Consider the following 13,735-nt stretch of genomic DNA (forward strand, 5'->3'; position numbering starts at 1 on the left):
GAACTTGCTAAGTCAACTTGTCAGGTAGCAGGTTGATCGACTCAGAAGGAGAAATCTCTGTGCGTGTGATCCGCATTGACGCCTCGACCGCCACGATCCTGCTCACCGAAGCACCGTCGCCGAAGGTGCGCGACCGCCTGTGAGATCGCCAAGGACGCCGTGAGCGGCGAGGCACTGATGACGGTCGGCGTCGTCTACATCGAGGACGGGGAGTCGTCGCTGATCAAGGTCACGGTTCCTGAGAGCGGTATCTCCGAGGGACTGACGCTCGGAGCTCCGGTCGCGCTGCCGGGTCTGGTGGCGCGGCCGTGGGAGAGCGTGTTCAACGGTCAGCAGCGGCACGGCATCGCCTACCGGGCCACTGCCATCGCTCCGGGCGCCTTCCCGGCCGCTGAGGCGGGCTGATCGCCGTGACGGACCTGGTGACGTGGGCCGAGCTGGGCGGGTCGCTCGCTGCGATAGGCGGCGCGGCCTACGCCCGGCACGCCCACCCGGCGGCGTACTGGTCCACAGTCGGGATGCCGGTCTCGGTGGCCCGGCTGCTGGCCTCGTACTCCTCGACCATGGACGCGTGCGGCCTGACGGTCGAGCCGTCCCGGTGGCGGGCGCTGGCCGGCAAGGCGACAACCCGCCGTGAGATCCGGCCGGTGCCCCCGCGACGGGGCATGATCCGGCCCACCACGACCGGCCTGCGGCTTCGGCTGCGGCTGGCTCCCGGCCAGGAACCTGCGGACGTGGCGGCCTCGGCCGAACGGCTGCGGCATGCCTGGGGCGTTCACGCCGTGTACGTCCGGGACATCAAGCCCGGAGTCGTTGAACTGCGGCTCGTCGGCTTCGACGTCCTGCGGAAGGTACGGATGCCTCGCCGGATCGACCGCGGGTTGCTCCGCGTGCCGGTGGCGCTGCGGGAGGACGCGACCGCCTTCGTACGCGACTACCGCGCCGTACCGCATGAACTCGTCCTCGGCGCCACGCTGTCGGGCAAGTCCATGTACCTGCGGAACCTGCTCGCCGAGCTGGCCGCTCAGCCGGTCGTCCTGGTCGGCATCGACTGCAAGCGGGGCGTGGAGCTGGCGCCGTTCGCCGCCCGGCTCTCGGCACTCGCGACCGACCCGGAGCAGGCCGCCGAGCTGCTGCCCGTACTCGTGAAGGAAATGGAGGACCGCTACGACCTGATCAAGGCCCGCCAGGGCATCGCCCCCGGCACCCCGGACGAGGAGATCACCTCGGACATCTGGGGCCTGCCCGAGAGCGAACGCCCCGCTCCCGTCGTGCTGTTCGTCGACGAGGTGGCCGAACTCTTCCTCGTCGCCACGCGAAAGGAGGAAGAGCGGCGAGACGAGATGGTCACCCAGCTCATCCGGCTCGCTCAGCTCGGCCGGGCCGCCGGAATCTACCTGGAGGTCTGCGGGCAGCGTTTCGGCGCCGAGCTGGGCAAGGGCGCAACCATGCTCCGGGCCCAGTTGACCGGCCGGGTCTGCCACCGCGTGAACGATGAAGCCTCCGCCAAGATGGCGCTCGGCGACATCGCCCCGGAAGCCGAGGCGCTGCCTGCGCCATCGCCGCCGAGCTGCCTGGCCTTGCCGTCGTCGGCGACACGTCGGGCGGCTGGTCCCGTATCCGAACCCCGTACCTGTCCCTCGTCGACGCTGCGGCCACCTGCCGCGAGACGGCCGATCTCGCGCCTGACGTACCGGCGCTCACGCCCTTCCGGCCCTACGTCCCGCCCGTGCCCGTGAAGGAGTCCGGGCCCGTGGCCGCCCCTCGCCCCGTCACCGAGTAAGCGCACCCGCTCCAGCTGCCGGCGCGGCCGTCCCGCGCCAAGTCCCTACCCCGCCATGCCTGAACACGGAGAGGAAACCTCGTGACCGCCACGATGTCCTTCTACGCGGACGCCGCTACCAACGTCCACCTCAGCCAGTACGGCACTCGCCGAACCCCGATCCTCACTCTCAACGGAGATGGCCACTCCCTGACCGTCTCGGTTTTCGACCGGGTTCCCATCGCCGATCACCTGGCCTTCGCCCGCGACCTGGCCGCCGCCTGCACCGACTACGTCAAGGCACTGGAGACCTACGCCGCCGCCCTGACCGGCGGCGACCAGGAGCCGGACGAGGAGCGGTGATGCGGCTGCCCATCCGCATTGACGCCGTACTCGTCCAAGCGGTGATCGCCGCCGCGCTGTCCTTCGCCCACCTGCACGATCTGGCCTACGCCGCCGGTCAACAGGGCTGGAAGGCGTGGGCCTATCCGGTCTCCGTCGACCTGCTGTTGGTGGCGTCCTGGCGGCGGCTCAGCTCCGGCGGGCCGAAAGCGGCCGGATGGTGCTGGTTCCTCGTCGCACTGACCGCATCGCTCGGTGCCAACGTCGCCACCGCCGGACTGCTCGACCTCGGCGCCGTACCGGCCTGGCTGCGCATCCTCGTCGCCGGATGGCCCGCCGTCGCATTCCTCGGCGGAACCCTGCTGGCCCACGGTGCTCCGACACCGACAGAGGTTCCAGCGGCGGAGCCAGAGCCCGCCGTGAACGCTGCGGCACCCGAACTGCCCACCGCAAAGCCGGAATCGGCGCCGCCCGCTCCAACTCCCCTTCCGCCCGCGCTCGTCACGCTCGCCCGCAAGGTCGCCGACGAACACCACGCCCGGACCGGAACCGCCATCGACACCCCGACGCTTCGCGCCCGGCTCGGCGTCCCGATGCCGCTCGCCGAAGCCATCGCCGCCCAACTCACCTGACCCGTAGGAGACAACCCGTTGCGTCCGTCCACGCTCCGCACGCTCAAGCGCGCCGCCGAGCTGACCCGACAGAACCGCCTCACCGAAGCCGTGCTGATCGCCGAGCCGGTCATCCTCGCCGCCGACACCTACGAGGGCGACGAGATCTTGCGCTGGCTGGCCGACCACGTCACCGACTTCACCGGCAACACCCACGACCACCACAACGACCAGAAGGAGATGCCCTGATGCCCGCCAATCCCCGCTTCCGCCGGGTCGTCCGCATCGGCCCTGTCCAGGTCGCCACCTACTACGACGGCCGGGGCCGCGAGAAGCACACCGCCGCTTGTACGGCTCCACGGTGCGGCTTCTCGACGGACTACGACAGCCGCGCCGCCGCCGAACTGGCCGCCCGCACCCACCGCTGCCGCGTCCGCTGAGGAGATCTTGTGACCGTATCGCTGCCGCTCGTCTTCGTCCTGGGCGTCGTCGCCTGGGCCGCGATCAAGTTCCTCGGCGTCCGCCTCTGGGTCGCCGTCGTGATCGCGCTGTTCGGCTTCTGGCTCTCGCACACCTTCCTCGCCCCCGCCATCGAGTCCGGCACCCGCAGCGGTGTCGACGTCGTCAACGGCAACCACGACTGACAAGGAGTCCCGCCGTGTTCCGTCCCAAGCTGCCCGACGCCCCGCCCATGCCGACGACCATCACCACCACTCAGCAGAACCACGCCCCGGCTGCTCCCGCCGGCCGTCCGGTCAGCCCGTACGTGGGCGTCGGAGTCGGCGCGGTCGCCGCCGTGATCGTCGTCGGCGTCGTACTCACCGCGCTCCTGGCGGCCGTCGCCGTCACGGCCATCACCGTGGCCATTGCTGCCGTCGTACTGCGCTCGCTCGTCAGCAGCACGAACCACCGCTGACCGGCCGCCGGGGCGGCAACAACGCCGCCAAGCATCCCGCCGCCCCAGGGCCGTCCCTCCCAACCGCCGAAACAGCCGAAAGGAACCCCCATCATCACCCGGCAGACTCCGCCCCCGCTGGCGGAACTCTCCATGCTGGCCTCCCTCGGCACCATGCCCGAGCTGGCCCGCCAACTCTCCGGCCTGGGCGGCTGCACCCGCCCCGTACGCCTCGACGGCCACCGCACCGAACACGAGGTCAACAAGACAACCGGCGAGATCGGCCGCGTCCTGCACCACCTGGACTCGGCCACCCTCCCGGCCGGTCACCTCCTCGTCCGCTGCAACAACCGCCGCGCCACCCGCTGTGCGGCCTGCGCCGAGACCTACCGCCGAGACACCTACCACCTGATCACCGCCGGACTACGCGGCGGCAAAGGCACCCCTGAACAAGTCGGCGCCCACCCGCGCGTGTTCGCCACCTTCACCGCCCCCGGCTTCGGCCCCGTCCACAACCGCCCCTCCGGCAGGCGCGGCTGCCGCTGCGGCATCCACCACGACCAGGAGGACGCGGCTCTCGGCACACCCCTCGACCCCGACACGTACGACTACGAAGCCGCCGTGCTCTGGAACGCACACGCCGGGGCCCTGTGGCGCCGCTTCTCCATCTACCTCCGCCGTGAGGTCGCCAAGCGCGCCGGACTCACCCAACGCGCGTTCCGCGAGTACGCGCGCGTCTCCTTCGCCAAGGTCGCCGAGTACCAGAAACGCGGCGCCGTCCACTTCCACGCCGTCATCCGCCTCGACGGCCCCGACGGCGGCGACAGCCCGCCCCCGGCCTGGGCCACGGCCGAGCTGCTGACCGATGCCATCCGGGCCGCCGCCACCGCCGCGCGCGTCGACGGCCCAGTGATCGACGGCCGGGCGCACACCTTCGCCTTCGGCCGCCAGCTCGACGTCCGAACGATCCGCTCCGCCGACTTCGACGACGGCCAGGAGCTGACCGAGCGGGCCGTAGCGGCGTACATCGCCAAGTACGCCACCAAGGGCGCCGAGACAGCGACCGGCACCCTGGACCGGCCGATCAAGTTCCTCGCCGAGCTGGCCGGGGCCCGGATCACCGACCATGCCCGGCGCATGATCCGCACCGCATGGGACCTCGGCGCACGCCCCGAACTGGCAGACCTCCGGCTCCGAGCCTGGGCCCACATGCTCGGCTTCCGCGGCCACTTCTCCACCAAGTCCCGCCGCTACTCCACCACCCTCGGCGCCCTCCGCGACGCCCGCGCCGAATGGCGCCGCGCCCAAGCCACCCCGGACACCCTGACCGCCCCGCAGGACGGCGAAACCACGCTCGTCCTCGCCCACTGGGTCTTCGCCGGAACCGGCCTCAGCACCGGCGAGCAGTGGCTGACCGCATCCCTCGAACCCGCCCCCGGAACGGAAGGAGACCCGACCGCATGACCGACCGCTACCTGTCCGTCGACCAGGTCGCCGAGCTGCTCGGTACGACTGCCCGCTTCCCCCGGCGGCTCATTGAGGAGCGGCGCATCCGGTACGTGAAGGTTGGCCGGTACGTCCGTATCCCGGAGAGCGCCCTCCACGAGTACATCGCCTCTCGCACCGTTGAGCCGGTCCGGCTCCGCCGTGCCCGACTGCGGAGGGTCGCCTGATGGCCAACAAGAAGGGCAGGCGCCGGCGCTTTGGGGCCGTCCGGCAGTACCGCTCTGGGAAGTGGACTGCGTCGTACCTCGCGCCCGACGGTGAGCGAGTCCGAGCGCCCGAGACCTTCGAGACCAAGAAGGACGCTGAGGTATGGCTCTCCCAGGTGGAGGCAGACCTCAGCCGTGGTGACTGGCGCTCTCCCGACGCGGGCGCCGTCAACTTCCGCGTGTACGCCGAGAAGTGGGTTGAGGAACGTGAGTTGTCCGTTCGTACGGTGGACCTCTACGAGGACCTTCTTCGGCTCCACATCCTCCCGACCTTCGGCGCACTCGACCTGGACGAGATCACTGCTCCTCGCGTCCGCGAGTGGCGGGCCGAGCGGCTGCGAACGACTGGCGCCAAGACGGTCGTAGCCAAGGCGTACCGCCTGCTCAAGGGCATCATGGAGACGGCCGTCGATGACGACCTGATCAGCCGCAATCCGTGCCGGATCAAGGGCGCGGGGAAGGAAGCTGCGAGCGAGCGTCGGATTGCGACCGTCGCCCAGGTCGATGCCCTCGCCAACGCGATCGGCATCCGCTGGCGGCTCATGGTCTACCTCGGTGCCTACGGTCCGATGCGTCCCGAGGAACTGGCCGGACTGCGGCGCCGGGACGTAGACTTTGATTCCCTCGTGATCCGGGTCCGGGTTGCCGAGCCTGAGCGGACCAACGGCAAACGCGCTCCCGGTGCGACCAAGTCGGATGCTGGCGCACGCTTCGTCGTCCTTCCGGGCTTCCTGGAGAAGGAGTTGAAGCGCCACCTTGCCTGGTACGCCGAGAAGGGGCCTGATGGGCTCCTCTTCGTCGGTGAGAAGGGAGCTCCCTTCCGGCGCACCTCCTTCGGCCGGAAGTGGCGGCGCGCCCGTACTGCTGTCGGCCTCCCAGAAGGCTTCCGCTTCTACGACCTTCGTCACACCGGACACACGCTCTCGACCCGCTCGGGCGCGACCCTCAAAGACACGATGGTCCGGGCCGGACAGTCCTCCGAGAAGGCCGCGTTGATCTATCAGCACTCCGACGACGAACGGCAGCGCGAGGTGGCGGCCGGGCTCGACGAGATGGTGCGCGCCGAGCGTGCGAAGCACTACAAGGACGACCCCGCGCACCATAAGCAGAAGCCCACCGGTAGCTAGACCTTCTCTTTCGGATCGCTCTCGTGGGCGAGGGATAGGTTGCTCGCCATGACTGAACTCGGACCCGTGGCCTGGCCACCTGCCCCGATCAGAACCGAACGGCTCGTGCTCCGCGAGCCCGAGGCCCGAGACCGGGCGGCGTTCGTCGAGCTGCTCGCCTCGCCGGAGGTACACACCTACCTCGGAGGCCCCCGGCCGCGTGACGAGCTTGAGCGCGAGATGCCCGAGGTGCCCGAGCGGTGGCCGGGGAGTTTCGTCGTCGATCTCGACGGGGCGATGATCGGCCAGATCCTGCTCAGGAGAGCACCGGAGCACCATCGCCCGGCTGCCGCGGGGAAGGCCGATCTCGGCTACCTGTTCCTGCCGCGGGCATGGGGATTCGGATACGCCGCCGAGGCGTGCGCGGCGGCACTCGACTGGTTCGACGGTGTCCTTCCCGGCGAGCCGGTGGTGCTCGCCACCCAGACCGCCAACGTCGGCTCGATGCGCCTCGCGGCAAAGCTGGGGTTCACCGAGGTCGAGCGGTTCCGGGCCTGGGACGCTGAGCAGTGGCTCGGTATACGGTCCCCGGTCACGCCGTCCGATTGAGCCGTAGCCCAGCCCTTATGGTGCGGTTGTGGTGCCCTACCCGCCCGCCGGTCTAGACAACAAACAACCCCCAGGTCTCTGACTTGGGGGTTCGTGTTGGAGCGGGTGACGAGAATCGAACTCGCGCTCTCAGCTTGGGAAGCTGATGTTCTACCATTAAACTACACCCGCGTAAGACGCCGACTGACCAGCGTCGGAAACGCGGGTTCACTGTACCTCATGCCAGGCCCCCGGCGTCGGAAAGCCGTGGGGCCTGTGGTGGTTTCGGGGGCGGCCCGGTGGGTGGACTGGGCTGCGGAGGGCGAGAGTTGGGGCGTACGGTGGAGGCGTGGGAGAGGGGTTGGGCGGGATCGGAGTGCCGCCTGGAGGGCCGTTCTGTTCGTCCCGTAATGTGGCGTTTCACGTCAGTCAGACGCGGCTCTTGGGGAAGGGACTCTGAGGACTTGATGGAACGCAGCACCGTCGTCCGTTGTGCCGAGGGGCACGTGTTCAGCACCGCCCAGCTTCCGATGCAGCAGGCCGAGCGGCTCGGCCCCGGCCGGCTGATCCGCTGTCCGCGCTGTGCGCGGCTCCGGAACGTCGTACCCGTGGCCATGGAGAAGCGGTAGCGGAGAAGCGGACCGGACGGCAAGCGGTAAGCGGTCACCACGGTTAGACGACCACGGTCAGACCACGGCCACACCTCGTAGGGGCCCGTCGCAGTCCCCGGACAGTCCTCGGACAGTCCGGGGATTGTGGCGGGCCCCCACGCTCTGCGTATCCTCAGGGCGTGCTTCTCTCTGACAAGGACATCCGGGCCGAGATCGACTCCGGGCGCGTCCGGATCGATCCGTACGACGATTCCATGGTGCAGCCGTCGAGCGTCGACGTGCGGCTCGACCGCTACTTCCGGGTGTTCGAGAACCACCGTTACCCGCATATCGACCCCTCCATCGAGCAGGCCGACCTCACTCGGCTCGTCGAGCCCGACGGGGACGAGCCGTTCATCCTGCACCCCGGGGAGTTCGTGCTGGCGAGTACGTATGAGGTGATCTCGCTTCCCGACGATCTTGCGTCGAGGCTCGAGGGGAAGAGTTCTCTGGGTCGGCTCGGGCTGGTCACGCATTCCACCGCCGGGTTTATCGACCCCGGGTTCTCCGGGCACGTCACGCTCGAGCTGTCCAATCTCGCCACGCTTCCCATCAAGCTGTGGCCGGGTATGAAGATCGGCCAGCTGTGCATGTTCCGGCTCAGCTCGCCTGCCGAATTCCCTTACGGCTCCGAGCGGTACGGCTCCCGTTACCAGGGCCAGCGCGGGCCCACCGCCTCGCGGTCCTTCCTCAACTTCCACCGGACCCAGGTGTGAGGACGGCAGGGCCGGCATGAGCGACGTACGCGAGAATCTCAGCTACGAGCAGTTCGGCGGAGCGGTACGGGAGTTGGCGCAGGCCATCGCCGACGACGGGTACGAGCCCGATCTCGTCCTTTCCATAGCCCGTGGGGGTGTTTTCGTCGCTGGCGGGCTTGCTTATGCGCTCGACTGCAAGAACCTTCACCTGGTGAATGTGGAGTTTTATGCGGGCGTTGGCACGACGCTAGAAATGCCCGTTATGCTCGCGCCCGTTCCTAATGTCGTTGATTTTACGAACAAGAAAGTGCTCATCGCCGATGACGTTGCCGACACCGGCAAGACGCTGAAGCTCGTGTACGACTTCTGCGTCGAGCATGTCGCCGAAGTGCGGTCCGCCGTGATCTACGAGAAGTCGCAGTCGCTGGTGAAGTGCGAGTACGTGTGGCGGCGGACCGATGAGTGGATCGACTTTCCGTGGAGCGTCCAGGAGCCCGTCGTGAAGCGGGGCTACTCGGCGATCTCCGTACGCTCCCACCACTCGTAGACCGGCAGCTTCCCCTTCGCCGTGTCCTGGCGTCGTGATGTCGGGCGGAAGTGTTCGTAGCCGCCGCGGTGCAGGATCTTCAGGTCCTCGCCCGCCGGGACCGTAGCGGGGACGATCCTCTCGGGCAGGTCGTCGGGGCCGCCCTCGAGGGCTGCCAGGGCCGCTGCCTCTGATTTCTCCGACGTGTTGCTCGTCTTGCTGCTGTTGCCTGTCTTCGTGGCCATGTTTCCAGAGCTCCTGTGGTTCAACGCCTTCAGTCGCCCCGCGGCAGGCAGATCACCGGGATCCGCTGGACGAGGTTGTTGCCGAAGCCGCCGCGGTTCCAGGGCTGGTCGAGGGGTTGGGTGTGGCCCGCGGCGTCGGTGGCACGGGCGGCCAGTACGTGGGTGCCGGGCGTGGCCTCCCATGTCGTACGCCAGCTCCGCCACACCCACGCGCTGCCTTTGGGCCCGTCACGCCCGTCACGCCCGTCATGCCTGTCACGGCCCTCACGCCCGTCCTCGAGACCGGCCTCCGTCCAGGTCTCGCCGTCGTCCGTGCTCACCTCGACCTTCGTCACCGGGGCGTGGCCCGACCAGGCGCGGCCCTCCAGCTGCACGGGGCCGGGGCGTACGACGCGGGTGCGGGACATGAAGTCGGGGAAGCCCGGCGGGATCATCAGCGCGCGCGGGGCGATACGGGTGACCGGTTCGCCGGGGTCGTCCGGGTTGTCGGCCGAGCGACGGTAGCGGTAGGCCACCGCCTGCTGGAATCCCGTGAAGGGTGTGTCGGTCAGGGCGATGTCGCGGAGCCATTTCACATGGGCCATGCCGTACCAGCCGGGTACTACCAGGCGTACGGGGTGGCCGTGCTGCGGTGGCAGTGGGGCGCCGTTCATCTCGTACGCCACCAGCACCTCGGGGTCGTCGGCGGTGGCGTCCGCGAGGGGGAGACTGCGCTGGTAGTCCTGCTCCACGCCGCGTTCCACGCCGTGGTCGGCGCCGGTGAACACGGCCTCGACGGCGTCCGGCTCGACCTCGGCCTCAGCGAGCAGCGTACGCAGCGGGACCCCCGTCCAGTCGGCGGTGCCGACCGCCTCGACCAGCCAGGGCTGGCTCACGGGGCGCGGGGTGAGCCGGGCCCGGCCGTTGCCCGCGCACTCCATCGTCACCCGGTGTGTGACGGCCGGGAACGAGCGCAGGGTCGTCATGTCCAGGGACAGTTGTGTGCGTACGCGGCCCCGCACGGTGAGCGTCCAGTCGTCGGCGCGGGCGGCGTCGACGGTGGGGATGTCGTAGTGGACGAGTACGTAGTGCAGTCCGGGCGGCGTGACGTCGTACCGCAGGGCCTCCAGCGGCAGCCCGTGATTGCGTGCCGCGAGCGCGAGTTCCTCCGCGCTGATCCCCTCGGCGGGCTCGGCCACGCGCGACGGTGCGCTGACGGCCCGTAGCGCGCTGATGTGCGCGTCGGCGGCGTGGGCGTCACCGGCGTGCTCGACGCTCGCGTGGGCGTCACCGAGGGGCCCGTCGTGCGGCACGATGCGCTCGGCTTGTCCGTCCCGCTCGGTCTGTACGTCGCGTGCATCCATCAGAATCGCTTCCCTGAGCTGTGAAATTTTCCTTTCGTCCCGCAAGGGATCGGTTCGGGCTGGACCGCAGCCCTCGGGTTGGACCGCAGCCCTCGGGTTGGAAGCCCCCCCTTCCTCTAAGTGGGGGAGCGGAGTCACGTGTCCATCGTGCGCTCGCGAGCCGTACTACGCGAGACCAACTGGACTGAGAAATGCCGAGGCGCGGCACACGTGACGTGTGCCGCGCTCGTCGTGCCGCCCAAGTGCCAGGCTCAGAACGTCCCGAGCTTGATGATCGACAGCAGGGCGATCAGCTGGATCGCCGAGGCGCCCAGGGCCTTCGGCCACGGAAGGTCATGGGATTTCTTGACCATCAGCGTGAACAGGGCGGCGGCTCCCAGCCAGGTCGCCCAGCCCAGGATCTGCACGAACGGCGCGTCGCCGCCCATGAAGAGGGCCACGACCAGGCGGGGGGCGTCCGTGAGCGACATGATCAGCATGGAGAGGCCGACCGTGGGCTGCCAGGCGCCGTCGCCGCCGAGCTGGCGCGCGAGGGTGTGGGTGACCACGCCCAGGATGAACGCGCTGAGCACGATTGCGACCGCCGTCGTCAGGACGATGGGGACCGCGTTGGAAAGCGTCGCGTTGATCGCGTCCTCGCGTGCGCCGTCGAAGCCGAAGACCGCCAGCAGTCCGTACAGGAACGTCACGATCAGGGCCGGGCCCCACATCGTGTACTCGCGCATCTGCAGGAACGTCTGGTTCGGGCGCAAGATGACGCCGCTCAGCAGTTCCTTCCAGTGCAGCCGCGGCCCCACCGGGGGTGCCGCCGTCTGGCCGGCGCGGTAGGTGCCGCCCTGGTTGTACGGGTCCTCGCCGATCCCGAAGGCCTGAGTGTGGCCCGGGTTGTTCGCCGCGTACGGGTCCGGGCCCTGGGCGTGGTGATCGTGGTCACCGAAGTACTCCGGCTCGCCGTGGCCGTTCGCCTGGGGCCACTGCTGCCCGCCGTTGCCGTACTGCTGTGCCTGCGGCGGGTACGGCTGCTGCGCAGGGGGATAGCCGTACGACGGGCGGCCGCCCTGGGGCGCCTGCTGTCCGTACGGTTGCTGCCGCCCGTGCTGTTGCGGGCTTGCTTGGGTGCGGTTGTCCCGGCCGCGTCCGATCCTGAATCCAGCCACGCAATCGAACGTACCTGGTCTCACAGAGCTGTGCGCCGGGCCCGGGAGAACGGACCCGGCTTTGACGCTGAGCTGTGACATCCCCTAAGGGGTAGTCCAGCCGATTTTCCGTGGCGGCTCAGGGTCGGCTCAGGTTTTTGCGGTGCGCACGTACGGGTACGCACGTTGCCGTTGCCGTTGCCGTTGCCGTTGCCGTGCGCCGTGAAGGCGTCACGACCAGAAGGCATTGCTCCTCTCGATGTCCTCGATACATTCGTCGAGGTCGGTGACCTTGTCTCCGACGATCCGGAAGACGATGGCTCCGTTCTCGTCGATCTGCTTGCCGCCCCGCTCGGCCGTGAAGCGGTGTATGCCGACCGCGTGACCCCGGCCGTCGACGAGGACATGGCGCAGTTCAACGCGCAGGGTCCCGTTCGTCTCCTCGTTGAGCCGACGGTACATGTCGATGATCGAGTCCTGGCCCTTGAAGTCGCCTGCCAGGGGATGGCTGCCCGGTACGTGGTGTGTGGCGTCCCCGGATATCAGCGTGCGCAGGGTGTCCATGTCACCGCGCTGGAAGGCCTCGTAGCCCTTGCGGACCAGTTCTGCGTGCGGGTGTTCGGCCATGGTGCTCGCCACCTTCCGTGGCTCAAGTCGGTTTGCGGCTTACATGGCCAATTGTTCGCCTCTGTCGCCGCCTGGGCCACTGGGAGCGAGTAACCCCCGCGCATCAGCCTTCGCACGTCCTGCGGTACGGACACCGTGACGTGGCCGTCGCTGTCGCTCGCCGCGAAGTACCGGTCGTCGGGGCTGAAGGTCATGGTGCTGACGTCCGTGTCGCCCAGGGTGCGGTAGACCACCAGGTCACGGCCAGGGAGGGGGGTTGATCGCCCGCTGCCGCCTGGGAGAGGGCGTGACGGAGTAGTGCGCCCGGCGGGCCATCTCGCGGTACGTGAGGCCGCCCGCCTCCTGGCGCAGCTTGCGCAACTCGTACGCGAAGCGCTGGACCGGGCCCGCTGCCGGGTCCACCGGAGTCTCGCGACGCCCCATTGCTCCGGTCTCCCTCTCATCCGCCTGTTCGGGCCACGGTAGGGAGCCGCGCCGTGGCCCACAAGCGTTCATCTTGGGCCTCAACTGGCCTTACGTCTTTGTTCGGTGCGGCGGAGGGGGCCTGCTGAACAACGTCCTGGCGGCTGGACTTGAGGCATCGGAGACATCGACATCCGGTAGTACGCCCGAGCACACACCACGGGGAAGCACATGAACGAGCGAGCGAAAGAGCCACGAGCGAAAGAGCCACGAGGGAAAGAGCAGCGCATCGCCCTGCGCCGGTTGTTCGCCGGCACGGCACTGGCGGCCGCCGGTACGGCCGCGATGGTCGCCGTGACCCTGCCGATGGAGGCCTCCGGGGACGGCGGGCCCCCGCAGACGCGAGGGGAAGCCGCACCGCACGCCGCCGCGACACCGTCGCCGTACGCCTCGCCGTCGACGACCGCCACCGGGAACGCCTCGGGGAACAACTCCGGTAACGCCGGAACCGGCGATGCCGACCCCCTCACCGACGACGAGATCACCCGAGCCCAGCAGGCCGCCCTCGCCGGCGACCGGACGCTGCGTACGACCAGCGAGGATGTACAGGGGCAGGACGGCACACCCCAGTTCCTGAGCGCCGATCTCGCCGACCTCACCGCCGAGCCTTCCGGCCGGGAGGGCAAGCGGCACGCGGACGTCTACTTCTACGACTACCGCGACGACCGCTTCGTGAAGAAGACCGTCGACCTCGGCACCGGAAAGGTCGTACGGACCGAATCCGCCACGGGAGTTCAGCCCGCGCCCTCCGGCCAGGAGTCACGCGAGGCGCTGAAGGTGCTGCTGGCGAGCCCGCTCGGGGACGGCGTACGGCAGGACTTCGAGGCCGCCACCGGGCGATCACTCGCCGCGCCCGCGCAGTTGCGCGTACAGGGGCTGGCCTACGAACGGAGCGGTACCGCAGGGCCCGCCGACTGCGACGGGGGGCACCGCTGCGTACGGCTGTTCACGCACGTCGTGGGCGGGCCGTGGATCGACACACGCCAGTTCGTCATCGACCTCAGCGCCCGCACGGCGCACAGGCTCCCGTGA

At 69.2% G+C, this 13,735-nt stretch carries 18 protein-coding genes, 1 tRNA gene and 3 pseudogenes; 16 read left to right on the forward strand and 6 right to left on the reverse strand.

Features of this window, described 5'->3' with window-relative positions; all coding sequences use genetic code 11:
- The first annotated feature begins 59 nt into the window (after nucleotides 1–59).
- The 12 genes and pseudogenes from ABD357_RS16555 to ABD357_RS16610 all read left to right on the forward strand — a co-directional run bounded on the left by ABD357_RS16555 (nucleotide 60) and on the right by ABD357_RS16610 (nucleotide 7,037).
- Nucleotides 60–405: pseudogene (locus tag ABD357_RS16555) on the forward strand (SCO3933 family regulatory protein).
- 5 nt (nucleotides 406–410) lie between these two features.
- Nucleotides 411–1,783, forward strand: a pseudogene (locus ABD357_RS16560) (FtsK/SpoIIIE domain-containing protein).
- A gap of 81 nt (nucleotides 1,784–1,864) precedes the next feature.
- Complete coding sequence (locus tag ABD357_RS16565; protein WP_344390890.1) at nucleotides 1,865–2,125, forward strand: hypothetical protein; 261 nt, start codon at nucleotides 1,865–1,867, stop codon at nucleotides 2,123–2,125.
- Complete coding sequence (locus ABD357_RS16570; protein WP_344390893.1) at nucleotides 2,125–2,736, forward strand: DUF2637 domain-containing protein; 612 nt, start codon at nucleotides 2,125–2,127, stop codon at nucleotides 2,734–2,736. The genes ABD357_RS16565 and ABD357_RS16570 overlap by 1 nt, the downstream gene beginning before the upstream one ends.
- Nucleotides 2,737–2,754: 18 nt before the next feature.
- Nucleotides 2,755–2,964, forward strand: coding sequence for an RING finger protein (locus ABD357_RS16575; RefSeq protein WP_344390894.1), 210 nt, complete (start codon nucleotides 2,755–2,757; stop codon nucleotides 2,962–2,964).
- Entirely contained in the window at nucleotides 2,964–3,155 is a 192-nt protein-coding gene (locus ABD357_RS16580) for a mobile element transfer protein (protein WP_033321455.1), read from the forward strand. Before ABD357_RS16575 ends, ABD357_RS16580 begins: the two co-directional genes overlap by 1 nt.
- 9 nt (nucleotides 3,156–3,164) lie before the next feature.
- Nucleotides 3,165–3,359: a hypothetical protein gene (locus tag ABD357_RS16585; protein ID WP_033321456.1), complete on the forward strand. Its 195-nt coding sequence runs from the start codon at nucleotides 3,165–3,167 to the stop codon at nucleotides 3,357–3,359.
- Between the two features lie 14 nt (nucleotides 3,360–3,373).
- Nucleotides 3,374–3,631, forward strand: a complete 258-nt coding sequence (locus ABD357_RS16590; protein ID WP_344390898.1) for a SpdD protein — start codon at nucleotides 3,374–3,376, stop codon at nucleotides 3,629–3,631.
- A gap of 132 nt (nucleotides 3,632–3,763) precedes the next feature.
- A complete protein-coding gene (locus ABD357_RS16595) occupies nucleotides 3,764–5,074 on the forward strand; it encodes a replication initiator (protein ID WP_344390899.1) in 1,311 nt (436 codons plus the stop codon).
- On the forward strand, nucleotides 5,071–5,283 hold the full coding sequence (locus ABD357_RS16600) for an excisionase family DNA-binding protein (RefSeq protein WP_344390900.1): 213 nt from the start codon (nucleotides 5,071–5,073) through the stop codon (nucleotides 5,281–5,283). The genes ABD357_RS16595 and ABD357_RS16600 overlap by 4 nt, the downstream gene beginning before the upstream one ends.
- Complete coding sequence (locus ABD357_RS16605) at nucleotides 5,283–6,449, forward strand: tyrosine-type recombinase/integrase (RefSeq protein WP_344390901.1); 1,167 nt, start codon at nucleotides 5,283–5,285, stop codon at nucleotides 6,447–6,449. The genes ABD357_RS16600 and ABD357_RS16605 overlap by 1 nt, the downstream gene beginning before the upstream one ends.
- Nucleotides 6,450–6,497: 48 nt before the next feature.
- The gene (locus ABD357_RS16610) at nucleotides 6,498–7,037 is read left to right on the forward strand and encodes a GNAT family N-acetyltransferase (RefSeq protein ID WP_344390902.1); all 540 of its coding nucleotides are present in this window, start codon (nucleotides 6,498–6,500) and stop codon (nucleotides 7,035–7,037) included.
- 97 nt (nucleotides 7,038–7,134) lie between these two features.
- Here ABD357_RS16610 and ABD357_RS16615 read toward each other — a convergent pair.
- A tRNA-Gly gene (locus ABD357_RS16615) sits at nucleotides 7,135–7,208 on the reverse strand.
- Nucleotides 7,209–7,483: 275 nt separating this feature from the next.
- Here ABD357_RS16615 and ABD357_RS16620 point away from each other — a divergent pair.
- The 3 genes from ABD357_RS16620 (at nucleotide 7,484) to ABD357_RS16630 (ending at nucleotide 8,911) form a co-directional block, all read left to right on the forward strand.
- Nucleotides 7,484–7,645, forward strand: a complete 162-nt coding sequence (locus ABD357_RS16620) for a hypothetical protein (RefSeq protein WP_344390904.1) — start codon at nucleotides 7,484–7,486, stop codon at nucleotides 7,643–7,645.
- Nucleotides 7,646–7,806: 161 nt separating this feature from the next.
- Complete coding sequence (gene dcd / locus ABD357_RS16625; protein WP_165343999.1) at nucleotides 7,807–8,382, forward strand: dCTP deaminase; 576 nt, start codon at nucleotides 7,807–7,809, stop codon at nucleotides 8,380–8,382.
- A gap of 16 nt (nucleotides 8,383–8,398) precedes the next feature.
- Complete coding sequence (locus ABD357_RS16630; protein ID WP_344390905.1) at nucleotides 8,399–8,911, forward strand: phosphoribosyltransferase; 513 nt, start codon at nucleotides 8,399–8,401, stop codon at nucleotides 8,909–8,911.
- On the opposite strand, the gene ABD357_RS16635 is transcribed toward ABD357_RS16630, so the two are convergent.
- From ABD357_RS16635 to ABD357_RS16655, 5 genes and pseudogenes are all read right to left on the reverse strand, one after another.
- Nucleotides 8,875–9,069: a DUF5988 family protein gene (locus ABD357_RS16635; RefSeq protein WP_344391165.1), complete on the reverse strand. Its 195-nt coding sequence runs from the start codon at nucleotides 9,067–9,069 to the stop codon at nucleotides 8,875–8,877. The genes ABD357_RS16630 and ABD357_RS16635 overlap by 37 nt on opposite strands.
- A 95-nt stretch (nucleotides 9,070–9,164) precedes the next feature.
- Nucleotides 9,165–10,478: a sulfite oxidase gene (locus tag ABD357_RS16640; RefSeq protein WP_344390906.1), complete on the reverse strand. Its 1,314-nt coding sequence runs from the start codon at nucleotides 10,476–10,478 to the stop codon at nucleotides 9,165–9,167.
- 251 nt (nucleotides 10,479–10,729) lie between these two features.
- Entirely contained in the window at nucleotides 10,730–11,716 is a 987-nt protein-coding gene (locus ABD357_RS16645) for a Yip1 family protein (RefSeq protein ID WP_344390907.1), read from the reverse strand.
- 129 nt (nucleotides 11,717–11,845) lie between these two features.
- Nucleotides 11,846–12,241, reverse strand: a complete 396-nt coding sequence (locus tag ABD357_RS16650; RefSeq protein WP_344390909.1) for a nuclear transport factor 2 family protein — start codon at nucleotides 12,239–12,241, stop codon at nucleotides 11,846–11,848.
- A gap of 238 nt (nucleotides 12,242–12,479) precedes the next feature.
- A pseudogene (locus ABD357_RS16655) lies at nucleotides 12,480–12,664 on the reverse strand (helix-turn-helix domain-containing protein); the annotation flags it as partial.
- 210 nt (nucleotides 12,665–12,874) lie between these two features.
- Between ABD357_RS16655 and ABD357_RS16660 the strand changes: the two are divergent.
- A complete protein-coding gene (locus ABD357_RS16660) occupies nucleotides 12,875–13,735 on the forward strand; it encodes a Tat pathway signal sequence domain protein (RefSeq protein ID WP_344390911.1) in 861 nt (286 codons plus the stop codon).

Source organism: Streptomyces vastus (assembly GCF_039532825.1).
Classification (GTDB): Bacteria; Actinomycetota; Actinomycetes; order Streptomycetales; family Streptomycetaceae; genus Streptomyces; species Streptomyces vastus.